The organism is Massilia sp. DJPM01 (genome assembly GCF_030348125.1).
GTDB lineage: Bacteria > Pseudomonadota > Gammaproteobacteria > Burkholderiales > Burkholderiaceae_D > Telluria_A > Telluria_A frigida.
In genome coordinates this window covers 72,502-96,729 of record NZ_JAQOZV010000025.1, presented here as the reverse complement: position 1 = coordinate 96,729, position 24,228 = coordinate 72,502, and the positions used below count along the sequence as shown (strand labels likewise).

The following is a 24,228-nucleotide window of genomic DNA, read 5'->3' as shown; positions in this document are numbered from 1 at the left end:
ATGAATTGATCACCACCAGATTGAACGTGCGCCCAGGTTCCAGCAGCAAACTGATGCGCAGCAGCACGGCACCGCCGGCGACAATCGCCGGGTCCTTGCTGAAAAAGCCCAGCAGCCACGGCGCCAGCAGCACCACTACGCAGGTCGTCACGACCGTCACCCCCAAACCCACGCGCAGGCTGCGCAGCAACTGGCGGTAGGCTTCATCGAATTCGCCCGCGCCAACCATGTGCCCGATCATGATCTCGGTGCTGATGCCGATCGAAATGCCCAGCATCATCATGATCATCGATAGCTGGATCGCATACGAGAACGTGGCCAGCTGGACCACGCCCATCTGCCCGACAAAATACGTAATCACCATGAAGCTCGCTTGCCAGCACAAGTTCTCGCCGGCTGCCGGCAAGCCGATCTTGAGGATGCGCGCCAGCGTCTCGCGCGACAGGTTCAGCAGCCACGACAGGCGCACGCCCAGCTTGAGCTGGCGCCGCACCAGCCACGCCAGGGCCACGCAGGCCACCGCGCGGCTGATGACGGTCGACAGCGCCGCGCCGATCACGCCCATCCTGGGCGCGCCCAGCAGGCCGAAAATCAGCACCACATTCAGGATCAGATTGAGCACGTTCATGCCGATCGCGACGAACATGGCTTCGCGCGTGTGCCCATGCGCGCGCAGCACCGAGCCGAACGCGATATTGATCGATTCGAGGAACAGCGTGCCGCCCATCAGCGCGAGGAAGGGCTGGGCATAGGGCATCAGTTGCGGCGGCAAGTGCAGCAGGCGCAGCATGTCGGCCGAGAACGCCCAGATCGCCAGGCTGACCACCATCCCGAGCCAGAAGTTGATCCCCACCGCGGTGGCCGCCACGCGCTGCGCACCCGCATGGTCGCCCGCGCCAAGGTAGTGGGTGAGCACGACCGCGCTGCCGATGCCGACAAACGAAAACAGGATCACGCAAAAGCCGACGATCTGGTTGGCCACCGCCAGCCCCGCCACGGCCGAGTCGCCCAGGTGGCTGACCATGAAGGTATCGACGATCCCCGGCAGGATATGCGAGAGTTGCTCGACGAAGATAGGCCACGTCATGGCGAATAAACTCGCCTGGCGGACTTTGTTAATGTGATTGGAAGACATGCGGAGGTATTTCTCTAAAGGACTGAAAACGTTTCCAAATTATACGCCGCCTGAATCCGTTTCAAAAAACGCCCTATGTGGTCAGAAAATCCAGTAAAATACCGGGTTGAAGTTGTAGCCCCTAACAAAGGCAGTGCAGGGCGGCCGGTTTCACTGTCGGGCGCCCTTTGTTTTTTCAGATGGAAAGGTGCATTCTCTCGCCGATGATGGCGGTCAATGCGATCCCGCGAGGATGGCGAAATTGGTAGACGCACCAGGTTTAGGTCCTGACGCCAGCAATGGTGTGGGGGTTCGAGTCCCCCTCCTCGCACCACGAGTTTAATACTATTTTTTGGACGATTTTTACAATGGCAACTGCAGTCGAAACCCTGGGTAAACTCGAACGTCGCTTGACGATCTCTTTTCCGCTGACTGACGTCCGTACGGAAGTGGAAAAGCGCCTGAAACAGCAGGCCAAAACGGCCAAGGCACCTGGCTTCCGTCCAGGCAAAGTTCCACTGAAAATGGTCGCGCAGCAATATGGCTACCAGATCGAATCGGACGTGCTGAACGATAAAGTCGGCCGCGCCTTCAATGACGCCGCCAACGAGAACCAGCTGCGCGTTGCCGGTTTCCCAAAAATCGAACCAAAGGAAGAGTCCGCTGAAGGCGTGCTGTCGTTCGACGCCACCTTCGAGGTCTATCCTGAAGTCGTCGTCGGCGACCTGTCGGGCGTCGAGATCGACACCGTGAAAGCCGACGTGTCGGACGCGGAAATCGAAAAAACCATCGACATCCTGCGCAAGCAGCGCGTGCATTACCACACCAAGGGTGAAGCCGGCGAACACGGCGACGGCGGCGAGCCGATCGCAGCCAATGGCGACCGCGTGACGGTCGACTTCGTCGGCGTGATCGATGGCGTTGAATTCCCAGGCGGCAAAGCTGAAGACTATGCATTCGTGCTCGGCGAAGGCCGCATGCTGCCGGAATTCGAAGCCGCCACCGTTGGCCTCAAGGTCGGCGAAGCAAAAACCTTCCCCTTGGCTTTCCCGGCCGACTACCACGGTGCTGACGTGGCCGGCAAAACCGCCGACTTCACCATCACCCTGAAAAAGCTGGAATGGGCGCACCTGCCGGCAGTCGATGCCGAGTTCGCCAAATCGCTGGGCATGGAAGATGGCGACCTGGAAAAAATGCGCGCTGACATCAAGGTCAACCTGGAACGCGAAGTCGCGGGCCGCGTCAAGGCACGCAACAAGGAAGCCGTGATGGATGCCCTGGTCAAGGTCACCGAGATGGAAGTCCCTAAAGTCATGATCGCCCAGGACGCCGAGCGCCTGGCCGAGATGACCCGCCAGGACATGGCGCAGCGTGGCATGGATGTCAAGGATATGCCATTCCCGCAAGAACTGTTCGCCACCAAGGCCGAGCGCCGCGTGCGCCTGGGTCTGATCCTGTCGCAACTGGTTGGCGACAACAAGCTGCAGGCCACGCCTGAGCAGGTCAAGGCGCAGATCGAAGATTTCGCCCAAAGCTACGAAGATCCGCGTGAAGTACTCAAGTACTACTACAGCGATCGTCGCCGTCTGTCGGAAGTCGAAGCTCTTGTATTGGAAGAAAACGTCGTTAACTATGTACTCGGTATCGCGAAAGTCACGGCCAAGGCTGTTGCATTCGACGAGTTGATGGGAAGCAACGCACAAGCTTAAAGCTTGCTTTAGGCTGCTTACAAAGGAAGAGACAGGTATGAATCATAATCCGGCATTGGATACACAAGCACTCGGCCTCATTCCGATGGTCGTGGAGCAAAGCGGCCGCGGCGAGCGCTCGTACGATATTTACTCGCGCCTGCTCAAGGAACGCGTAATTTTCATGGTCGGGCCGGTGCATGACCAGATGGCCAACCTGATCGTGGCCCAGCTGCTGTTCCTCGAGAGCGAGAATCCGGACAAGGATATTTCGCTCTACATCAACTCGCCTGGCGGATCGGTCTCGGCCGGCCTGGCGATCTTCGATACGATGAACTTCATCAAGCCGGACGTGTCGACCCTGTGCACCGGGATGGCCGCCTCGATGGGCGCTTTCCTGCTGGCCGCTGGCGCCAAGGGCAAGCGTTTCTCGCTGCCGAACTCGCGCATCATGATTCACCAGCCGTCGGGTGGCTCGCAAGGGCAGGCCTCGGACATCGAAATCCAGGCCAAGGAAATCCTCTACCTGCGTGAGCGTCTGAACCACATCCTGGCCGAACGTACGGGCAAGACGATGGAACAGATCCACAAGGATACCGACCGCGATCGTTTCATGTCCGGCGACGAAGCTGCGGAATATGGTCTGATCGACAAAGTCCTTGCGAAGCGCGAATAAAGTCATGGCGCGGGCCGCGCGACCAGCTGCACTGACGGCGCCAGGCGGGCCTTGAGAAAGCGTAGCGAGCGGTGCAAGTGTTGTTCGAGAAGCGCAGCCGTACACGTACGGCGAGCATCGCAGGACGACAATTGCGCCGCGTAGTAGCTTTATCAAGGTTCGCCTCAGGTGTTGCTCAAAAAACGCCCGTGCGCTACAACGTTCGGGCGTTTCGTTTTTATTTCGGGTAGCATGCTGTTAGCGCGCCTCCTTGTTGCGCGTCGGTTCGCGTTACATTTATAGCAATTCAATAGAAACCTGCCCCATGTCAGACAAAAAATCCTCCAGCGGCGAAAAACTCCTCTACTGCTCGTTCTGCGGCAAGAGCCAGCACGAGGTGAAGAAACTCATCGCAGGTCCATCCGTCTTCATTTGCGACGAGTGCATCGACCTGTGTAACGACATCATCCGCGACGAGACCTCGAACGTGGAAACGGTGGCCGGCGCCAAGTCCGACCTGCCGACTCCGAACGAGATCAAGGAATTGCTGGACCAGTACGTGATCGGCCAGCAAACCGCCAAGCGCATCCTGTCCGTTGCGGTGTACAACCACTACAAGCGCCTCAAGCACCTGGGCAAGAAGGATGAAGTCGAACTGGCAAAGAGCAACATCTTGCTGGTCGGTCCTACCGGTTCGGGCAAGACCCTGCTGGCCCAGACCCTGGCGCGCATGCTCAACGTGCCATTCGTGATCGCCGACGCCACCACCCTGACCGAAGCCGGTTATGTGGGCGAAGACGTCGAGAACATCATCCAGAAGCTGCTGCAGAGCTGCAACTACGAAGTCGACAAGGCCCAGCGCGGCATCGTCTACATCGATGAAATCGACAAGATTTCGCGCAAATCGGACAATCCGTCGATTACCCGCGATGTTTCCGGCGAGGGCGTGCAGCAAGCCTTGCTGAAACTGATCGAAGGCACCATGGCGTCGGTACCGCCACAAGGCGGGCGCAAGCATCCGAACCAGGATTTCGTCCAGATCGACACGACCAACATCATGTTCATCTGCGGCGGCGCCTTCGACGGCCTGGTCAAGATCATCCAGAACCGTTCCGAAAAGAGCGGGATCGGCTTCTCGGCCAGCGTCAAGAGCGAATCGCAGCGCGCCAGCGCCGACGTGCTGCTCGAAGCCGAACCGGAAGACTTGATCAAGTTCGGCCTGATTCCCGAGCTGGTGGGCCGCCTGCCGGTGGTTGCCGCCTTGTCGGAACTGACCGAGGAAGCGCTGATCCAGATCCTGATCGAGCCGAAGAATGCCTTGATCAAACAGTATTCCAAGCTGCTGGAAATGGAAGGCGCGGAACTGGAAATCCGTCCGGCCGCCTTGCATGCGATTGCCCGCAAGGCACTGGCACGCAAGACCGGTGCGCGCGGTTTGCGTTCCATTCTTGAACATGCACTGCTTGATGTGATGTACGAATTGCCAAATCAGCAGAATGTCATCAAGGTCGTGATCGATGAAAATTCGATCACGAACGGTGCCAAACCTTTACTGATTTACAGCGAAAGCGCGAAAGCGTCGGGCGAAAACTGAAATTCTGCGCTACGAACGCAACAAAAGCATTGATTCCTGAATTCTTGGCGGTACAATTTACCTCAATAAAAGAATCAGGCTTCACTCGAAAAGCCACTCGCAGCGCAAGCGCTGCGCGGTGGCTTTTTTATTTGACGCTGCGATAAAATTTTTTTAGATTATTCCGGTTGTATTTGAATCAAGTTGATGAATTGTTCAAATAACTTGTAGAAATATTTTATCCGCCGGTCTTGTGTTTTGGCAGTCAGTGCCAACATCGTAAACACGCTTTCTATAAGGTATGCCATGACAACTTCCAAATTAACCGAGCAAACGACGCTGCCCTTACTGCCGTTGCGCGACGTGGTCGTCTTCCCGCATATGGTGATCCCACTGTTCGTCGGCCGTCCGAAATCCATCAAGGCGCTGGAAGCAGCCATGGAGCAGGGCAAGAGCATCATGCTGGCGGCCCAGAAGGCTGCCGCCAAGGATGAGCCGTCCGCGTCCGACATCTACGAGATCGGTTGCGTGGCTAACATCCTGCAAATGCTCAAGCTGCCCGACGGCACCGTCAAGGTGCTGGTCGAAGGCGCCCAGCGTGCACGCATCAACCACATCAGCGATGCGCCGACCCATTTCATCGCCGACCTGACTCCGCTCAATTCGGAAATCGGCGACGATTCCGAAGTCGAGGCGATGCGCCGCGCGATCGTCCAGCAGTTCGACCAGTACGTCAAACTCAACAAAAAAATTCCACCTGAAATCCTCGCTTCGCTGGCAGGGATCGACGACGCCGGCCGCCTGGCCGATACGGTCGCCGCCCACCTGCCGCTCAAGCTTGAGCAAAAGCAGGTGATCCTGGAAATCTTCAACGTCGCCAAGCGTCTTGAGCACCTGCTCGGCCAGCTCGAAGGCGAGCTCGACATCCTGCAAGTGGAAAAGCGCATCCGCGGCCGCGTCAAGCGCCAGATGGAAAAATCGCAGCGCGAGTACTATCTGAACGAACAGGTCAAGGCGATCCAGAAGGAATTGGGCGAAGGCGAAGATGGCGCCGATATCGACGAACTCGAGAAAAAAGTCATCGCCGCCAAGATGCCGAAGGAAGCGCTGGACAAGGCGACCAACGAACTCAAAAAGCTCAAGCTGATGTCGCCGATGTCGGCCGAAGCGACCGTGGTGCGCAACTACATCGATACCCTGGTCAACCTGCCGTGGAAGAAAAAGTCCAAGGTCAATAACGATCTGTCGAACGCCGAAAAAGTCCTCGAAGGCGATCACTATGGCCTGGACAAGGTCAAAGAACGCATTCTGGAATACCTCGCGGTCCAGCAGCGCGTCGACAAGCTGAAAGCGCCGATCCTGTGCTTCGTCGGTCCTCCTGGCGTGGGCAAGACCTCGCTTGGCCAATCGATCGCCAAGGCCACCAACCGCAAGTTCGTGCGCATGGCGCTCGGCGGCGTGCGCGACGAAGCCGAGATCCGCGGCCACCGCCGCACGTATATCGGTTCGATGCCGGGCAAGGTGCTGCAATCGCTGGCCAAAGTCGGCGTGCGCAACCCGCTGTTCCTGCTCGATGAAATCGACAAGATGGGCGCCGACTTCCGTGGCGATCCATCCTCGGCCCTGCTCGAAGTGCTGGACCCGGAACAGAATCACACGTTCTCGGACCACTACATCGAAGTCGACTTCGATCTGTCGGACGTGATGTTCGTGGCGACCTCGAATTCCTTCAATATTCCGCCGGCGCTGCTCGACCGCATGGAAGTGATTCGCCTGTCCGGTTACACGGAAGATGAAAAGACCAGCATCGCCCAGCGTTACCTGCTGCCGAAGCAGGTCAAGGCGAATGGCTTGAAGGAAGAAGAAATCGCCGTGGCCGAAAGCGCGATCCGCGACATCATCCGTTACTACACGCGGGAAGCCGGCGTGCGTTCGCTCGAGCGCGAAATCTCGAAGATCTGCCGCAAGGTCGTCAAGATGCTGCTGTTGAAAAAGGCCGATAAAAAGGTCACGGTCAACGGCAAGAACATCGACAAGTTCCTGGGCGTGCGCCGTTACGATTTCGGCGTGGCCGAGAAAGAGAACCAGATCGGCCAGGTGGTCGGCCTTGCATGGACCGAAGTGGGCGGCGATCTGCTGACCATCGAGGCGGTGCAAATGCCGGGCAAGGGCGGCGTGATACGCACCGGTACTCTGGGCGACGTGATGAAGGAATCGATCGAAGCGGCGCGCACCGTGGTGCGTTCGCGTGCCAACCGCCTGGGCATCAAGAATGACGTGTTTGAAAAAGCCGACATTCACATTCACGTGCCGGAAGGCGCGACCCCGAAAGACGGGCCATCGGCCGGTATCGCGATGACCACCGCGCTGGTGTCGGTATTTACCGGCATTCCGGTACGGGCCGACGTGGCGATGACGGGCGAGATCACCCTGCGCGGCGAAGTGCTGCCGATCGGCGGCCTGAAAGAAAAGCTGCTGGCGGCGCATCGCGGCGGCATCAAGACGGTGCTCATTCCCGAGCAGAACGTCAAGGACCTGGCCGACATTCCGGACAACGTGAAGAACAAGCTCGAAATCGTTCCGGTACGCTGGATCGACAAGGTGCTTGAAATCGCGCTGGAACGCATGCCGACGCCGATCGTGGAAGTGCCGGCCGTGGCTGCCGTGGCGGCCACGCCTCCGGTCGATGGCGCGGCCCCGCAAACGGACGTCGTCAAGCACTAAACCGCTCGTATCGCGGTACCCAAGCAAGCGTCTTCGGACGCTTGTTTCTTTTTCGCCTGGCAGGCGGCTTGGTATTTGGCTTGACAGGCAGAGGGACGGCTTGTTTAATACGCGCTGCGGATTTCTTTTCGCCGCACATCTTATGTAACGGGGCACAAGTGAACAAAACAGAATTGATCGAAGAAATCGCGAAGTCGGCGGACATCACCAAGGCCTCGGCCACGCGCGCGCTCGACGCGATGATCGATGCGGTCACGGCCAGCCTGCAGAAGAACGATAGCGTGACCCTGGTCGGCTTCGGTACCTTCTCGGTGGGCGAGCGCGCCGCGCGTACCGGCCGCAATCCGCGCACCAAGGAAGCGATCAAGATCGCGGCGGCGAAGGTTCCTAAATTTAAAGCTGGTAAAGCGCTGAAAGATGCAGTAAACTAATGTCCTTCGGTGAGGTGACAATCACCGGAAAATGTCCAGAGGCACTTGGTGACACAAGTGTGCTGACGGGGGTTTAGCTCAGTTGGTAGAGCAGCGCCCTTACAAGGCGCGGGTCGGGAGTTCGAGCCTCTCAGCCCCCACCACAGCCTGGCATGCAGTACCAGTATTTTTTACGGAGTGGTAGTTCAGTTGGTTAGAATGCCGGCCTGTCACGTCGGAGGTCGCGGGTTCGAGTCCCGTCCGCTCCGCCAATAAAAAATACGCAATTGATTTGAGGAGTGGTAGTTCAGTTGGTTAGAATGCCGGCCTGTCACGTCGGAGGTCGCGGGTTCGAGTCCCGTCCGCTCCGCCAATGAAAAATGATGTATCGAGTTTAGGAGTGGTAGTTCAGTTGGTTAGAATACCGGCCTGTCACGTCGGGGGTCGCGGGTTCGAGTCCCGTCCGCTCCGCCAATGAAAAAGAAGCACCGAGTTTAGGAGTGGTAGTTCAGTTGGTTAGAATACCGGCCTGTCACGTCGGGGGTCGCGGGTTCGAGTCCCGTCCGCTCCGCCAGCATATAGCAGTACGATGGTGTGTTCCCTGAACGGGGAGCGCGCCGGGAATCAGGAGTCGCCCGCACGGGATTCCACGGCTGGTTCAACGCAGCCGGGTCCTGGCAGTCCTGTCAATAGAGAAGAGGCGAACGAGAGTTCGCCTTTTTTTTTGTGTGTGCGTCTCGATCGCATTAATCGCAGTTTTATTCATCCCGAATTGGCAAACCATGTTTGAATTTATTCGTAATCACAGGCGCTGGATCCAGATTGTGCTGGGCGTGCTGGTCGCCGCGTTCGTGGTCGGCAGTATCGTGAGCAGTACTTCTGGCGGCGGCGACACCTCGGTTGAAGTGGCCACGGTCGACGGCAAGAAAATCACGCAGCCCGAATGGGAAGACGCCCAGCGCAAGCAGGTTGAGCGCTATCGCGCCGCAATGGGTGCGCAGTTCGACCAGAAGCGCTTCGAGACGCCTGAATTCAAGCGCGAAATCCTCAACAACCTGGTCGCGCAGCGCGCCGTGGAAGCTGAAATCGCACGCAACCACCTGACCGTGGGCGACGATGTGCTGATCAACACGATCCAGCAGGACGAGACGTTCAAGACGAACGGTAAATTCGACGTGGAAGTGTACCGGGCCGCACTGGCCAACGCGCGCATGACCGCCGACCAGTACGAAGCCAGCCTGCGCAGCAATTTCGCGCTGCAGCAGCTGACCGGCACCGTGCAGGAAACTTCGTTCGTGCCGCGCGCTGTTGCCGCGCGCCTGTCCGATACCTTCGACCAGGAACGTGAAGTCCAGGAACTGCTGTTCTCGACCAAGGAGCAGCAAGCCCAGGTCAAGGTCACCGACGAGATGGTCAAGGCTTTCTACGACAAGAACGCGGCCCTGTTCCAGATCCCGGAAAAGGTCAAGATCGAATACGTCGTGTTCGACGCGGCCGCGGTCGAGGGCCTGGTCAGCGTGACCGACGCCGAAGTGGCAGATTTCTACAAGGGTAACCTGAAGCGCTACACCACGCCGGAAGAGCGTCGTTACAGCCACATCATGTTCACCGCCGCCAAAGCCGCGAGCGCCGCCGACAAGGCCGCCGCCAAAGCCAAGGCCGAGGCCGTGCTGGCCGAGCTGCGCAAGGCGCCGGACACCTTTGCGGCAGTCGCCAAAGCCAAGTCGCAGGACGTGGCAACGGCCGAGCAGGGCGGCGAGCTGGGCGAAGCGAAGAAGGGCGAGTTCCTCAGCGCCGCGCTGGAGCCGGCCGTGTACAAGCTCAAGCAGGGCGAAATCAGCGACGTGGTGGAATCGGAATTCGGTTACCACATCCTGACCGTGACCAAGCTGGTCCCTGAAACCGTCAAACCGTTCGACGAAGTCAAGGATGCGATCACTGCCGAAGTCAAGAAGCCGAAGATGTCGAAGAAGTATTCGGAACTGGCGCAAACCTTCAGCGAGACCGTGTACGACCAGTCCGATAGCCTGAAACCGGCTGCGGACAAGCTCAAGCTGAAGATTGAAACGCTCGACAACGTCACGCGCACGCCGAATCCGGCGCTGGGCAAGTCGCCTTTGAATAGCGTCAAGCTCCTGAACGCGGTGTTCTCGGACAGCGTTCTCAAGAACAAGCACAATACCGATGCCATCGAAGTCCTGCCAAGCACGCTGGTCGCTGCCCGGGTAGTGGACTTCAAGCCGGCGACCTTGCGCCCACTGGCCGAAGTCAGCGACGTCATCCGTGTGCGCGTGGCCGAGCAGGAAGCTGCCAGCCTGGCCAAGAAAGCCGGCGAAGCCAAGATTGCGGCCGCCAAGGCCAATGGCGACGCTACCGGTTTTGGCGACACCAAGGTGGTCAGCCGCGCCGCGCCGACGGGCATCAACCCGACCGCGCTGCCAGCCGTGCTCAAGGCCGATACGAGCAAGCTGCCAGCCTATGTGGGCGTGGACCTGCCGGGTATCGGCTATGGCGTCTATCGCATCGGCAAAGTCGCGCAAGCAGCCAAGCCGGACCTGGCACGCCGCGCGTCGGAACAGCAGGACATCGCCCAGCGCGTTGGACAGGCTGAGATGCACGGTTACATCGATGCACTCAAGGAAAAAGCCAAGGCCAAGGTGACGGCGAAAATCGACGTTGCCACAGCCGATACGAAAACTGCGCCTGCGGTGAAGTAATCGTAGTTCAGGCAGCTAAAAACCCGGTCGCTCGCGCTACCGGGTTTTTTTTCGCCGGTCGATAATTAGCCGCAGCCGCAGCCGCAGCCGCAGTGCCAGCGGACAGCGCGGATGCGCCCCGCGCGAAAAAAATCGCCCGTCCTGTGGAACCCGCTGGTATCGGACGGATCAAACCATCGGTAGCAAGACAACACCGTGGTTTTCCGTTTGACTGGAGGTGAGCATGGACAATATTCAGCAAGCGCCGATCTGCATCACCGCGCCGGCGGCGATTGTCGTCGTTCGTCCGGGACATTTTTTCGCGTACGGTACCGAGATTGCCAGCATCGGCGAGTTATTCAAGATGCTCAAGGCGCATCAGGCCCAGCACCTCGAAATGCAGGTCGCTCCTGATGTGGACGGAAACTACGAACGCGCCGGCATGCTGATCTTTGCCCTGTACGCTTATGGCTGGCGTCCGTGGTCGGCCGGCAGCATGCTGTGGACCTTCAATCCGGCCGCTCCGCCCCTGCCGCAGGAAGAGTGAGCCAGCAAGCAGCGTTACCGCATCGGCGCTTCAGCGCGTGTTTCCAGCGGTCGAATCGCGCGGCTTACCGTAGAGCCGGACGAGTGCGCATTCTGCTATGCCCAGCGGCAACAAAAGCGCGGCAAGTGAGAGGAACAGGCCGGCTTGCTGATAAAGTGGACCGGGAGCCTGGTCGAACTTGAGGTAGAGCATGGCGTTGCCGGTAAGCAGTGCGCATATCGACCAGAGGGTGCCGACGGCAATGCCGAGCGAAACGACGCGCCGTTTCGATGCGCGCGCACATGCCAGCGCAAACGCGTAACCGCTTGCGGCCGTCACGATAACCATCGGGAACATCAAAAAGATCGGCTCGAATATATTCACCGACTTCGCGAACCACACCTTGTTCGTATAAAGATGCTGGCCCTGCATGATGATCATGCCGAGTAAGGGCAGGGCAGCGAAAATGGCAACGCCGCACATGCGGATAGCGGACGGCGTCCGGCGTTCATCAAGAAAGAGCGTGGCAGGGGGGGTATAGGGAGAATTCAAGGCGTTTCCGGGAGCATGTATAAGCGATAATGTTCAGCATAACCGATTAAAGCGAAACTTGTGGAATTCCCAAGCAGGCGGGATTATTTATCTGGAGTGCCGTACATGTTATTTGAATGTGAAAAATTTGAAACATCCTTGCGAAAACCGGCCGGGTGGAGCGGTCATGTCTACCAGTATTGCGAATTTATCGGGATGGATACCGAAGGCGGCAGCATTGATTCCGTGTTTATCGGCTGCACCATCGAGCAATGCAGCTGGTACTGGGGACTGTTTAATTGCGCCCTGTTCGTCAACGTCAAATTCAGGAACTGTACATTTCGCGGCACCAGCTTTAGAGGATGCAAGTTCATCGAGTGCGAGTTCGTGGATTGCCATTTTGTGAAAGATAATCTGGACGGCTTGTGCTTCTTCAACGACATCGCCTGGTATGAATGCACGCAAACCCGTTGCCCGGGTCTTGAAGAAGAGTTTCACAGCAGGCCGCCGAGATCGGGGCGTCCTGTGGCAAAATACCCGAAAGGACGAGCCTAAGCAGCAGGCTGATGCGGTCCGATTCAAGGAAACAGATGCAGAAATTGATGTTGGAATTGACAAGGCTATACCTGCCCGAAGCTAGCTTGTCCCCAGAAACGCTGGCGCAGCGCCGGCTGGGACTATCCTCCCTGGCGGTCGATCTGGTGGACGGCAACGGCCAGACGCGCGCCATCGTCATCGCTTTCCGTAAAACCTCCGGTGCCGAACAAGCGCAGCATTGGACCCGCCTGTGCACGGTGGCCAATGCCTTGCAGGCCGAGCTTGGCTTTCCCGCGCCGGCAGTCAGTATTTCCGGTGCAAATGGTTACTACCTGTGGATGTCGCTGGACACGCCCACGCCAGTCGCGCGGGTGCAAAGGTTTCTGGAATTGATCCGCAAGGCTTACACACCGGACATGGAGGTGTTTCCGGACGCAGCCAGCGCCCCGGTGGAATTACCGCCTTGCCTCGACCCGCACAGCGGCAAGTGGGCCGCATTCATCGACCCGGGCCTGGGCGCCTCCTTCGCCGACGAGTCCGGGCTGGAAATGCCGCCGCCGCTGGCAGGCCAGGGCGCGCTGCTTGAACGTCTGGAGCGCATCAGCGCCAAACAGTTCCAGCACGCCTTCGACGTGCTCGAACAAGCCCATGGCGCGCCCGCCACGGCCAGCGTGCCCGCACGCGCTGCTGCTGCGAGTACCGATGGCTTGCTGTTGCGGGACGCCACCTTGGAAGATATCGTGCGTTTCCTGCATTCAAAAAACATCGAACCGACATTCCGGCATCTCATTTCTTGAATAAAAGAACAAGGCAAGCGTCGAGCCTTGGCTGATTCGGCACGAATGCTTCCATGGCGAACCTGCCCATGCCTGGGTCAGGCGACAGCTTGTCGACATCGTTGCATCGTTCAATACAGTCGGGTAAGTGCCGCCGACTTCATCCAAGGGCGTTTTGCGAGAACGCTTACGGGCGTCGCCAGGATGAGCAATCCCAGCGTTCAGCTCCAGCCAGCGTCGTCCAGGACCTCAAGCGACAATTGCTCGCACAGCAGTGCAAATTCATCCTTCGCATCGGCCCGCACCAGCAGCGCGTTCCAGTTGTCGTCCTCGTCATCGTTCAGGACGAACAACTGCTGTCCTTGCCCGACCGACCATGACTGCAACGCCGACAGGATCTTGCTGATGCGGGCCGGCCCTTCCGGCGGAGGCGGTGGCGGCGTGAACGCGGGCAGGCCGCGCGCGGCGCACATGGCCACCACATGGCCGGCCAAGGTCGCATCGTCCTTGAGGTCGGCCTGGGCGCCGTAAGCTAACCCCGCCAGCACTTCCATTGCGCTGCACAGGGACGGCATGCTCTTGCGCTTTTTCAGCCCTTTGTGCGCTTTGGCGACGATCTCCGGCTGTTCGTTGCATGCCAGTTCCAGCCAGCGCACGTACGCCTCGGCAGGCTTGAGCGCATAGATTTTTTTCGGCTGCCGATGCGGCGCCGGCGGAATCTCCGGCCCGGCGCCCACACCCGTGCCGCGCCACGCATCGCGCTTGCCGCGCACGTGTTCGCGGTAGTAGTCCACCAGTTCACGCGGATAGTAGGGCAGGTCGCGAAAGGCGCTGTCGTCGGCATCATAAGCGCACACGGCCAGCGCGATCTCGAACGGAAAATGTTCGAAGATATGCTTGCCCTCGACCGGCACCTCGCGGTAGCCGTACGGCTTCATCAGTTTCGGCCACTGGCGCATGCACGCTTCCAGTGCGCGCGTGCGTCCAGGTTCATCCAGCAGCAGCGCGTCAATGACCGCTTCTTCTTTCGCCTCCGACAACTTTGGATTGTATTTCTTGGCGTAGGCCGTCGATGGAACAAACGCCTTGAGCAGCATGTCAAATAATACCGGGCCATCCTCGCGCGTAAACCAGGTCTCGGCGCGTGCCAGTTCGGTGCCGTCATCGTCGAAGCAGACGAAGGCAAACAGCCACAGCAAGGCCCACGGTTCGCCGGAATCGAGCAGCACGTCGTGTTCCGGGAACAGGATCTTGCTGTCTTCCTGCGTTTTACGCAGGGTGGGCAGCATCTCGTCCAGGAACCAGGCACGGACGCTGCCCAGCGTGTCGCCCCGGGCAAAGCGGAACAGCAGGCATTTTTGCTGATGGCGCGGAATGGTCAGCAGCTTGTACTGGTTGTACGGGTCTTCCGGCTTTTCCACATAGCGGCGCAATGGTGACGCGACACGACTGTCGGCATTGTTGACGTGGTAATCCATCTCGGCAGGCGTGCCGCTCAGGTTGCGTGGTGTCGTCATTCGGTCAACATGTCAGGGTTTGCTCAGGCGGCATGCAGGCGGTGCGCCGCCGCCAGGAAATCGGTCTCGCCGATATCGTCCAGCTGCACCACCTCGGCCTTGCCGACCTGGATAAAATTGCGGTCGATCGAGCGCAGGTAAGCCGGATCGTAATGCGCGGCCAGCAATTCGTCCACCAGCACTGGCATCTGCCCGCCGCTGGCCAGCGCGTGCCAGCTGTCGATCTTGTCGCGCCCGTGCAGTTGCGTCAGGCAGTCGAGCTGGGTATTGAGCGTGTCCGGGCTCTCGGTGAAATGCTGGTAGTCTTCCATCAGCAGGCGCACCCGGTTTGGCCGCGACAACACCAGGGACACGCATGGCGACTGGCGCATCTTGTTCATTAGCGCATCCGGCACGCGTAACTGGCCGACCTTCTTGCTTTCCGATTCCACGAAGACGGGCCGCGCCGGATCGAAGCGCCGTAGCTTTTCCCAGATCAGGGTCTCGAACATTTTTTGCGACGGCTGCGCCTGGCTCGGCAGGTTGCCGAGCACCGAACCGCGGTGCGCGGCCAGCTGTTCCAGGTCCAGCACCTGCGCGCCGATCGAATCGAGCACCTGCAGCAGGCGGCTCTTGCCGCTGCCCGTGGTGCCGCAAATGACCTTCAATTCGGGCAGGGGCGTTTCCAGCAGCGCCGCGCTGATGTGCGCGCGGTACGCCTTGTAGCCGCCGTCGAGCTGCACCGCCGGCCAGCCGATTTTCGCCAGGATCAGCGCCATCGAGCCGCTGCGGTTGCCGCCGCGCCAGCAATACACCAGCGGACGCCATTCCTTCGGTTTGTCCAGCCACAGCGTTTCGATATGGCGCGCGATGTTCTTGGCCACCAGCGCCGCGCCGACCTTCTTGGCCTCGAAGGCGTTGATCTGCTTGTACATGGTGCCGACCCGCACGCGCTCCGGGTCGCTCAGCACCGGGCAGTTGATGGCGCCGGGAAGATGATCGAGCGCGAATTCGGACTCGCTGCGCGCGTCGATGATGCAGTCGAACTGGTCGAGCTGCGGCAGCAGGGAGGCGAAATTCTCAAGGGCGGGATATTTCATCGTGATTTCACCAGTGCGTGGAACTGCGGCCAGATATTCGCCAGGATGGCGGGATGGGCTTGCGCGTTCGGATGCAAGCGGTCGGCCTGGAACAGCGCCGGCTTGTCGGCCACGCCATCGAGCATGAACGGTACCAGCGGCGCCTTGTACTGCGTCGACAGGGATTTGTACATACCGAAGAAGCGTTCGGTGTAATCGCGCCCGTAGTTGGGCGGAATGCGCATGCCGACCAGCAGCACGCGCGCCTTGTTCTTTTGCGCCAGCTCGATCATGGTGCGCATATTCGCTTCGGCGGCCGGCACCGGCAGGCCGCGCAAGCCATCGTTGGCGCCCAGTTCGATGACCACGATGTCGGGCTTGTGCTGGGTGAGCAGGGCCGGCAGGCGCGCCCGCCCGCCGCTGGTGGTTTCGCCGCTGATGCTGGCGTTGACGATGGCGGCATCGATTTTTTCAGCCTTGAGTTTCTGTTCCATCAGCGCCACCCAGCCGGCGCCGCGGTTCAATCCATATTCGGCGGACAGGCTGTCGCCCAGCACAAGCACGGTTTTTGGTGCAGAATAGGCGCTCGCCGAGGCGGCCATCATCAGCAGCCCGCAAACAGACCATTTTTTGAGATAAACAAGCATGCGTGACATTCCTGACTCTTCCAATCGTTACGTAAGTGACCATGCAAAGACGGCGGCGGCGATCGACGTGATCGGCCTGTCGAAACGGGTGGCCGACGCCAGCGGCGAGCTCACCATTCTGCACAGTGTGGATTTTACAGTGCAACCGGCCGAGACGCTCGCGATCGTGGGCGCGTCCGGTTCGGGCAAGTCGACCTTGCTCGGGCTGCTCGCCGGTCTCGACACCCCATCGTCCGGCAAGGTGATCCTGGCCGGCGACGATATCTTCGCGCTCGATGAAGATGGCCGCGCCAGCCTGCGCAAGGCCAAGCTGGGCTTCGTGTTCCAGTCGTTCCAGCTGCTGGCGCACTTGAATGCGCTGGAAAACGTGATGCTGCCCATGGAATTGCGCGGTGAAAGCGATGCCAAGGAAAAGGCGGCGGCGATGCTGGGGCGGGTAGGGTTGTCGAGCCGCTTGAAGCATTATCCGAAATTCTTGTCGGGCGGCGAGCAGCAGCGCGTGGCACTGGCGCGCGCGTTCGTCACCGAGCCGCCGCTGCTGTTCGCCGACGAGCCGACCGGCAGCCTGGATGCGGCCACCGGCGAGGCGGTGATTCAACTGATGTTCGAATTGAACCGCGAGCGGGGTTCGACCCTGGTGCTGGTCACGCACGATCCGTCGATTGCGGCGCGCTGCGGACGCACGATTACGATTGCGGGTGGGCGCCTGGTTTGAGTGTGGTGCTCATTTCCTCGCCGCTGTCGCGCGCCGGCCTGCGTCGTTAGCTGTCGACGGCATTGACCTTGCCATTGAGGTACGAAAAAATGCCGCACCAGTCTGAACCCGTATGCGGCAGCTTGGACCATGCGACAAGGCCGGAACCCAGCGCATAGATGGTGGAACTTCGTTTTTCCACAATGAAGCCGATCATGCCGATCCAGCCCTCCGGAATGAACCACCAGGAATCGCCTTCGATCGCATTGCCAAGATCGCATTCGAGCGGTCGCTTCAGGTAGGCAGCCAACGCCGCAACGGCACGATCAAGCGAGGCCTGCGACTGCGGCCCTACAGCGCCGCGCACTTGATGAACAGCATACTGCTGCAGCTGACGCGTGTCGTTTTCATGAAACTGACGCTCCGCTTGAAGCGCGTGGGCCGCGCACGCCGCGTGATAGCCTCGTTTGCCGCAGATTTCGCAAATGCCCCCGCATTCGTCAACCTGGTTTTTGTATCGCGTGTCCATGTATAAGCCGCCTCGACGAATTGTAGAACAGGGGGCGAATGCTAACACCAGCTACTGCCATCGAACACTTCAAGCGACACCAGTTTGATTGGCGGCGCAAACTCCGCCCCTGCATCCACACGCCCCGTCGCTGCCTTGCAGCTGTCGTCCTGATCGTTGTTCGGCACGCGTAATTGCTGGCCCTGCCAATCACTCACGCCTACGGAGCGGACCGAATCTTGCGGATACGTGCCGGACCCACGCTGGAAAGACGGGACAGTGCGAGAGCAAGGGGCGGGGAGGTCATGCTACGGCTCCTGGCGCGCCAGCGCGTTGAGCACCGCGCGCGCCGCCACCGGCAACTCGCCCGCCGTCAATCCAATCGGCCCGCTCCCTTGCGCCACGAGCCGGTCGGCCGCTGCGCCATGCACCCAGACCGCGCCCAGCGCCGCCTCCCACGCCTGCCACCCCTGCGCCAGCAAGCTGCCGCAGATCCCCGCCAGCACATCGCCGCTGCCCGCCGTGGCCAGTCCCGCGTTCCCGGTCGGATTGATCACCACCGCCCCAATGGCATTCGCAATCACGCTGCCCGACCCTTTCAGCACCACCACCGCGTTCAGGCGCGACGCCAGCTCGCGCGCCGCTGCCAGCCGGTCGCCCTGGACCACGGCGCTGGTCACGCCCAGCAAGCGCGCCGCCTCCAGCGGATGCGGCGTCAGGATCGTCTCAGCCCCGCGCTGCGCCAGCCGTCCCTGCAAGTCCGGGCTGGCCGCGATCAGGTTGAGCGCATCGGCATCGAGCACCAGCGGTGCCGTGCCGTCGAGGGCCTTGGACAGCACCCGCATGGCGCTCGCCGAATCGCCCATGCCTGGGCCGATCACCAGCGTGGCGTCGCCGCCGTCGAAGTCCTGCGCATTGCGCATCATGATTTCCGGCTGCGCGAAATCGACCAGCGCCACCGGGTCGATGGCCGCCACGAACACGCGCCCGGCGCCGCAAAACAGCGCACCGCGCGCCGTCAGCAGGGGCGCGCCTGCCATGCCCTTTGCCCCGCCGATCACGGCCACGTCGCCAAAACTGCCTTTGTGGCTGTTATGCCGGCGTGGCGCGAGATGGCGCGCAAACAGCGCCGCCTCGTTCAGTTGCGCCCCGGCGTGCGGGCGCTGGCCGGGATCGATGCCGAGCGGCGCTACCTGTACCTGGCCCGCGTAGTCGCGTCCTTCACAGGTATGCAAGCCTGGCTTGTCGCCGATGAAGGTGATCGTGCGCGTGGCGTGGATGGCGACGCCGTCCGGGCCGATCACGGCGCCGGTATCGGCATCGAGCCCGCTCGGCACGTCGAGCGCCAGCACCGGCCGCCCGAGCGCGTTGATGGTCTCGACCAGCAAGCGCATCTCGCCCGCGAGCGCACGTTCGAGGCCGATGCCGAACAAGCCATCGACGATCAGGCCCCAGTCGCGCCCGAGCGGCAAGGTGTCGACAAAGTGCGCCTTGCTGGCGCGCGCGCGTGCCAGTGCCTGCGCCGTCTCCGCCGAGGGCGCCGTTGCGCCGGGCAGATACAGCACCGTGACATCGGCATCCAGGTCGGTGTCGGCACCCGCCAGGTTGGCGGCGACTTCGAGCGCGTCGCCGCCATTATTGCCCGGACCGGCCAGCAGCAGCACCTTGCGCCCGGCCAGCATGTCGCGCGCGGCGCTAGTGGCCGCTTCGCCGGCGCGCCGCATCAGCGTGCCGGCCGGCAGGGCCGCCGCCATGGTGTGTTCGATACTGCGGATTTCGGCCACGCTGTATAGTGATTTCATCATAACTCCGTTGCAAAGACACTAATATTGTGCCGATTTCAATACGCTCCGCCTAAAATTCCGGTAAGGGCACTACAATATGTCCCATCCCAAACACATTTAAGGACGGCACATGGATTGGCAATTCTGGATCGATCGCGGCGGCACATTTACAGACATCGTGGCGCGTCAGCCCGACGGCAGCCTGGTGACCCATAAATTGTTGTCCGAGAATCCGGAGCAGTACAGCGACGCGGCCGTCGCCGGCATCCGTCACTTGCTTGGCCTGCAGGCCGGCGCGCCGATCCCGGTCGAGGCCATCGAGGCGGTCAAGATGGGCACCACCGTCGCCACCAACGCGCTGCTCGAACGCAAAGGCGAGCGCACGGCGCTGGCCATCACGCGCGGCTTTCGCGACGCGCTGCGCATAGCGTATCAGAATCGCCCGAAATTGTTCGATCGTCATATCGTGCTGCCGGAACTGCTATACAGCCATGTGGTAGAAATCGATGAACGCATGGGCGCCCACGGCGACGTGCTCACGCCACTCGACGACGATGCCACCCGCGCCGCCCTGCAAACAGCCTATGACGATGGCGTGCGTTCGCTGGCGATTGTCTTCATGCACGGCTACCGCTACACCGCGCACGAAGCGGCGGCGGCGCGCATCGCCCGCGCCATCGGCTACACCCAGGTGTCGGTCTCGCACGAAGTGAGCCCGATGATGAAACTGGTCGCGCGCGGCGACACCACCGTCGTCGACGCCTACCTTTCGCCGATCCTGCGCCGCTACGTCGACCAGGTGGCCGCCGACATGCCCACCGTGAACCTGCAGTTCATGCAGTCGAACGGCGGCCTGACCGACGCGCGCGCCTTCCAGGGCAAGGACAGCATCCTGTCGGGTCCCGCCGGCGGCATCGTCGGCATGGCGCGCGCCAGCCAGTTGGCCGGCTTCGACAAGGTGATCGGCTTCGACATGGGCGGCACCTCGACCGACGTGTCGCACTTTTCGGGCGAATTCGAGCGCGTGTTCGAGACCCAGGTCGCCGGGGTGCGCATGCGCGCGCCGATGATGAGCATTCACACCGTGGCCGCTGGCGGCGGCTCGCTCCTGCATTTCGACGGCAGCCGCTATCGCGTCGGCCCGGACAGCGCCGGCGCCAACCCGGGGCCGGCCAGCTACCGGCGCGGCGGACCGCTCGCGGTCACCGACTGCAACGTCATGCTGGGCAAAATCCAGCCCGCCCATTTCCCGCGCCTGTTCGGCCCCGAGGCCAACCAGCCGCTCGACCCCGAACGCGTGCGCGCGCAGTTCCTCGCGCTGGCGCAGCAGATTGGCGCCGCCACCGGCGTGACGCCGGCGCCGGAGCAGGTGGCCGAAGGCTTCATCCAGATCGCGGTCGGGAACATGGCCAACGCGATCAAGCAGATCTCGGTGCAGCGCGGCCACGACGTGACCGAATACGCGCTCACCAGTTTCGGCGGCGCCGGCGGCCAGCACGCCTGCCTGGTGGCCGACGCCCTCGGCATGAAGACGGTGTTCGTGCACTCGCTGGCCGGCGTGCTGTCGGCCTACGGCATGGGCCTGGCCGACCAGCGCGCCATGCGCGAACGCGCGGTCGAACTGCGCCTGGCGGACACCACGCCCGATCTGCTGGCCGGTTATCTGCACGCCCTTGGCGACGGCCTGGCCAGCGAACTGACGCAGCAGGGCGTGGCCGCTTCTCGCATCCGCCTGGTGCGCCGCGTTCACCTGCGCTACGAAGGCACCGATTCGGCCATCATCGTCCCGTTCGATAATCCCGAGCGCATGAAGAACCAGTTCGAGGCCGCCTACAAGAAGCGCTTCTCGTTCCTGATGCCGTCCAAGGCGATGGTGGTCGAAGCGGTGTCGGTCGAAGCCATCGGCGCCTCCGACGCGCCGGCCGAGAACCTGGCGCTGCTGCCCACGCGCGAGGGGCCGCTCAAGGCGCGCGAAACGGTGCGCATGTTCGGCGCCGATTCGTGGCACAACACGGGCCTGTACAAGCGCGCCGACATGCGTCCGGGCGACGTGATCAAGGGGCCGGCCATCGTCGCCGAGGACAATGCCACCACCGTGGTGGAACTGGGCTGGCAGGCCAAGGTCACGCCGCACAACCACCTGGTGCTGACCCGGATCGAAGCGCTGCCCGCGCGGCGCGCCATCGGCACCACGGCCGATCCGGTGATGCTGGAGATCTTCAACAACCTGTTCATGTCGATCGCCGAGCAAATGGGGCTGCGCCTGCAGAACACCGCCTATTCGGTCAACATCAAGGAGCGGCTGGACTTCAGCTGCGCGATTTTCGATGCCGCCGGCAACCTGATCGCCAATGCGCCGCACATGCCGGTGCATCTGGGCTCGATGGGCGAATCGATCAAGACCGTCATGACCGAGAACGCCGGCAAAATGCGCCCGGGCGACGTTTTCATGCTCAACGACCCGTATCACGGCGGCACCCACCTGCCCGACGTGACGGTGATCACGCCGGTATTCGACGAGGCGGGCGCCGCGATCCTGTTTTACGTCGGCTCGCGCGGCCACCACGCCGACATCGGCGGGACCACGCCAGGGTCGATGCCGCCGGACTCGGTGTTCATCGAACAGGAAGGCGTGTTGATCGATAACTTCAAGCTGGTTGACGGCGTCGATGGCTTGCTGCGCGACGCGGAAGCCCGCGCTCTCTTGTGCGGCGCGCGCTACCCGGCGCGCAATCCCGACCAGAACATGGCCGACCTGCGGGCCCAGGTGGCGGCCAACCAGAAGGGCGTGGACGAACTGCGCAAGATGGTCGCGCACTTCGGGCTGGCCGTCGTGCAGGCTTACATGGGCCACGTGCAGGACAACGCCGAGGAAGCGGTGCGGCGCGTGATCACGGCGCTCAAGGACGGCGACTTCATCACCGACCTCGATAACGGCGCCCGCATCCAGGTCGCCATCCGCGTCGACCAGGCCACGCGCAGCGCGACGATCGACTTCACCGGCACCTCGCCGCAACTGGCGAACAACTTCAACGCGCCGTCGGCGGTGTGCATGGCGGCGGTGCTGTACGTGTTCCGCACCCTGGTGGACGATGAAATTCCGCTCAACGCGGGCTGCCTGAAACCGCTGAAGGTGATCATTCCGCCCGGCTCGATGCTCAATCCGCACTATCCGGCGTCGGTGGTGTCGGGGAACGTGGAAACATCGACCTGCATCACCAACACGCTGTATGGCGCGCTCGGAGTCATGGCCGCCTCGCAGGGCACGATGAACAACTTCACCTTCGGGAACGCCAAGTACCAGTATTACGAAACCATTTCGGGCGGTTCCGGTGCCGGCGAGGGCTACAACGGAACGGACGTGGTCCAGACCAATATGACCAATTCGCGCCTGACCGACCCGGAAATCCTGGAATTCCGCTTCCCGGTGCGGCTGGAAAGCTATGAAATCCGGCCTGGCTCGGGCGGGGAAGGGCGCTGGCACGGTGGTAACGGCGGGGTGCGCAAGGTGCGCTTCCTGGAGCCGATGACGGCGGCGATCCTGTCGAATAACCGCATCCATGCGCCATTCGGCATGGCTGGCGGCAGCCCTGGCGCGTGCGGCATCAACAGCGTGGTGCGGGCCGACGGCAGCGTCGAGCTGCTCGCGCATATCGGCAAAACCGAGATGGCGGCAGGCGACATGTTCGTGATCGAAACCCCGGGCGGAGGGGGATTTGGCGATTTGTGCTCCAAAAGTTTGTGATATTGGCTACACTTATGGATTAGTACACAATTTAGTGTCAGATCAATAAGGGTTGGATTTTGGAATCACATGAGCAAAGCGGACCTCGGCGGGTAGAACCGAGTCTGTCGCCGGAAAACGAGCCGGCACCGGGCGCGCCGCCGGTATTTCCCGAGACGGCGCAGCCTTCACCGCCACCGGTGGCGCCTGACGGCACGCCCGTGGAATTTCCCTCATCGGCGTCGCTGGAACCTGACGGTCCGCCGGTGTTGTCGGGTATCGCGCCGCAGGAAAAAGCTGGCGCGGGCGACTGGATCGGCACGGCGGTGGCCTGGGGCGGCAGTGTCGCTGCCCTGGCGGCGCTGATTGGGGCCGGGTTCTGGTTTTATTCGGAGCGCAAGGTCGACGATGCCATGCATGCCGTGGCGATGAGCGCAAAGACTGACGCGGCGGCGCCGGCCAAGCCGGTGGTCAAGCCGACGCCGGCCGCTGCGCTTCCTCCGGCAGTTTCCGAACCGGTGCCGGACAACACGTCGCCGCCGCCGGGGCGCATCACGCCTGCGCCGGAACCGGTGCCACCGCTGGTGGTCTTGCCGCCCGAGCCGGAAAAGCCGGTCGTTAAAAAGCCGGCCGAGATCGCGCCTGCGCCGAAACCGGTGCATCCGCTTGCCGCGACCGTGGCGAAAAAAACGCCTGCGGCCAAGCCTGTGCTCAAGCCTGTGGCGAAGGCCAAGGCGCCTGTGCTGGCGTTGAAAAAGCCCCTGCCCAAGGCAAAAGCGCCGGTCGCGCCGGTCAAGCCCGGGGCGAAGAAGGCCGTGCCACCGGTGGCGGCGAAAGCGGACCCGAAGAAAAAGCCGCCCGCCGCGCCGGTCAAACCTGGCGTCAAACCCAAAGTGGCGCCCAAACCGGCCGCGAAAGGCAAGCCGGCCCCTGCCAAACCGGTAGCCCGGCATGAACCGGCGTTCAAGCTGCACACACCCGCCAACGCCAAGCCGTGCAAGAGCGGGGCGCTGGCACGCGAGTGCTGAAGCGCGATTGTATGAATCGCGTTTCGACGCTGGCGTCG

At 61.5% G+C, this 24,228-nt stretch carries 19 protein-coding genes and 6 tRNA genes; 18 read left to right on the top strand and 7 right to left on the bottom strand.

The genetic code is table 11. The features are described 5' to 3' along the window. The coding region (locus PO883_RS17430; protein ID WP_289310893.1) for an MATE family efflux transporter at nucleotides 1-1,087 on the bottom strand (1,087 nt) is incomplete at its 3' end. A 274-nt stretch (nucleotides 1,088-1,361) separates the two neighbouring features. On the opposite strand from PO883_RS17430, the gene PO883_RS17425 reads away from it, so the two are divergent. From PO883_RS17425 to PO883_RS17365, 13 genes are all read left to right on the top strand, one after another. Further along, nucleotides 1,362-1,448, top strand: a tRNA-Leu gene (locus tag PO883_RS17425). Nucleotides 1,449-1,482: 34 nt separating this feature from the next. Beyond that, entirely contained in the window at nucleotides 1,483-2,823 is a 1,341-nt protein-coding gene (gene tig / locus PO883_RS17420; RefSeq protein WP_289310892.1) for a trigger factor, read from the top strand. Between the two features lie 37 nt (nucleotides 2,824-2,860). Next, nucleotides 2,861-3,478, top strand: coding sequence for an ATP-dependent Clp endopeptidase proteolytic subunit ClpP (clpP, locus tag PO883_RS17415; protein WP_054262583.1), 618 nt, complete (start codon nucleotides 2,861-2,863; stop codon nucleotides 3,476-3,478). Nucleotides 3,479-3,782: 304 nt separating this feature from the next. Next, a complete protein-coding gene (clpX, locus tag PO883_RS17410) occupies nucleotides 3,783-5,051 on the top strand; it encodes an ATP-dependent Clp protease ATP-binding subunit ClpX (protein ID WP_099879298.1) in 1,269 nt (422 codons plus the stop codon). Between the two features lie 285 nt (nucleotides 5,052-5,336). Continuing rightward, nucleotides 5,337-7,754 (top strand): endopeptidase La, encoded by a 2,418-nt coding sequence (lon, locus tag PO883_RS17405; RefSeq protein ID WP_289310891.1) that lies wholly within the window; start codon nucleotides 5,337-5,339, stop codon nucleotides 7,752-7,754. Between the two features lie 158 nt (nucleotides 7,755-7,912). Beyond that, nucleotides 7,913-8,185 carry an HU family DNA-binding protein gene (locus PO883_RS17400; RefSeq protein WP_054262580.1) on the top strand — a complete coding sequence of 91 codons (273 nt, stop codon included), beginning with the start codon at nucleotides 7,913-7,915 and terminating at the stop codon, nucleotides 8,183-8,185. A gap of 67 nt (nucleotides 8,186-8,252) precedes the next feature. Then, nucleotides 8,253-8,328: transfer RNA gene (locus tag PO883_RS17395), tRNA-Val, on the top strand. A 31-nt stretch (nucleotides 8,329-8,359) separates the two neighbouring features. Then, nucleotides 8,360-8,436 (top strand) — tRNA-Asp (locus PO883_RS17390). A gap of 24 nt (nucleotides 8,437-8,460) precedes the next feature. Further along, nucleotides 8,461-8,537 (top strand) — tRNA-Asp (locus PO883_RS17385). A 24-nt stretch (nucleotides 8,538-8,561) separates the two neighbouring features. Further along, nucleotides 8,562-8,638, top strand: a tRNA-Asp gene (locus PO883_RS17380). 23 nt (nucleotides 8,639-8,661) lie between these two features. Then, nucleotides 8,662-8,738 (top strand) — tRNA-Asp (locus tag PO883_RS17375). A gap of 208 nt (nucleotides 8,739-8,946) precedes the next feature. Further along, nucleotides 8,947-10,881, top strand: a complete 1,935-nt coding sequence (locus tag PO883_RS17370; RefSeq protein WP_289310890.1) for a SurA N-terminal domain-containing protein — start codon at nucleotides 8,947-8,949, stop codon at nucleotides 10,879-10,881. A gap of 223 nt (nucleotides 10,882-11,104) precedes the next feature. Further along, nucleotides 11,105-11,407 carry a hypothetical protein gene (locus PO883_RS17365; RefSeq protein ID WP_289310889.1) on the top strand — a complete coding sequence of 101 codons (303 nt, stop codon included), beginning with the start codon at nucleotides 11,105-11,107 and terminating at the stop codon, nucleotides 11,405-11,407. Nucleotides 11,408-11,437: 30 nt separating this feature from the next. Here the strand turns inward: PO883_RS17365 and PO883_RS17360 are convergent, their stop codons facing one another. Beyond that, on the bottom strand, nucleotides 11,438-11,938 hold the full coding sequence (locus tag PO883_RS17360) for a hypothetical protein (RefSeq protein ID WP_289310888.1): 501 nt from the start codon (nucleotides 11,936-11,938) through the stop codon (nucleotides 11,438-11,440). A 105-nt stretch (nucleotides 11,939-12,043) separates the two neighbouring features. Here PO883_RS17360 and PO883_RS35130 point away from each other — a divergent pair, with 105 nt between their 5' ends. After that, nucleotides 12,044-12,472 (top strand): pentapeptide repeat-containing protein, encoded by a 429-nt coding sequence (locus tag PO883_RS35130; RefSeq protein WP_373890078.1) that lies wholly within the window; start codon nucleotides 12,044-12,046, stop codon nucleotides 12,470-12,472. Nucleotides 12,473-12,558: 86 nt separating this feature from the next. Then, nucleotides 12,559-13,251: a hypothetical protein gene (locus PO883_RS17350; protein WP_289310886.1), complete on the top strand. Its 693-nt coding sequence runs from the start codon at nucleotides 12,559-12,561 to the stop codon at nucleotides 13,249-13,251. Nucleotides 13,252-13,451: 200 nt separating this feature from the next. Here the strand turns inward: PO883_RS17350 and PO883_RS17345 are convergent, their stop codons facing one another. The 3 genes from PO883_RS17345 to PO883_RS17335 are packed head-to-tail and all read right to left on the bottom strand — an operon-like array spanning nucleotide 13,452 to nucleotide 16,452. After that, nucleotides 13,452-14,747 (bottom strand): PoNe immunity protein domain-containing protein, encoded by a 1,296-nt coding sequence (locus PO883_RS17345; protein ID WP_289310885.1) that lies wholly within the window; start codon nucleotides 14,745-14,747, stop codon nucleotides 13,452-13,454. Between the two features lie 23 nt (nucleotides 14,748-14,770). Continuing rightward, nucleotides 14,771-15,826, bottom strand: coding sequence for a tRNA 2-selenouridine(34) synthase MnmH (gene mnmH / locus PO883_RS17340; RefSeq protein ID WP_289310884.1), 1,056 nt, complete (start codon nucleotides 15,824-15,826; stop codon nucleotides 14,771-14,773). Further along, nucleotides 15,823-16,452 (bottom strand): arylesterase, encoded by a 630-nt coding sequence (locus PO883_RS17335; protein WP_373890077.1) that lies wholly within the window; start codon nucleotides 16,450-16,452, stop codon nucleotides 15,823-15,825. The genes mnmH and PO883_RS17335 overlap by 4 nt, the downstream gene beginning before the upstream one ends. Between PO883_RS17335 and PO883_RS17330 the strand changes: the two genes are divergently transcribed. After that, entirely contained in the window at nucleotides 16,451-17,167 is a 717-nt protein-coding gene (locus PO883_RS17330) for an ABC transporter ATP-binding protein (protein WP_289310882.1), read from the top strand. The two genes, PO883_RS17335 and PO883_RS17330, sit on opposite strands and share 2 nt — an antisense overlap. A 46-nt stretch (nucleotides 17,168-17,213) precedes the next feature. On the opposite strand, the gene PO883_RS17325 is transcribed toward PO883_RS17330, so the two are convergent. After that, nucleotides 17,214-17,675, bottom strand: a complete 462-nt coding sequence (locus PO883_RS17325; RefSeq protein ID WP_289310881.1) for a hypothetical protein — start codon at nucleotides 17,673-17,675, stop codon at nucleotides 17,214-17,216. 287 nt (nucleotides 17,676-17,962) lie between these two features. After that, entirely contained in the window at nucleotides 17,963-19,456 is a 1,494-nt protein-coding gene (locus PO883_RS17320; protein WP_289310894.1) for an NAD(P)H-hydrate dehydratase, read from the bottom strand. Between the two features lie 112 nt (nucleotides 19,457-19,568). On the opposite strand from PO883_RS17320, the gene PO883_RS17315 reads away from it, so the two are divergent. Together PO883_RS17315 and PO883_RS17310 are read left to right on the top strand one after the other, a co-directional pair. Further along, complete coding sequence (locus tag PO883_RS17315) at nucleotides 19,569-23,183, top strand: hydantoinase B/oxoprolinase family protein (RefSeq protein WP_289310880.1); 3,615 nt, start codon at nucleotides 19,569-19,571, stop codon at nucleotides 23,181-23,183. 200 nt (nucleotides 23,184-23,383) lie between these two features. After that, the gene (locus PO883_RS17310) at nucleotides 23,384-24,190 is read left to right on the top strand and encodes a hypothetical protein (RefSeq protein ID WP_289310879.1); all 807 of its coding nucleotides are present in this window, start codon (nucleotides 23,384-23,386) and stop codon (nucleotides 24,188-24,190) included. Nucleotides 24,191-24,228 lie beyond the last annotated feature (38 nt).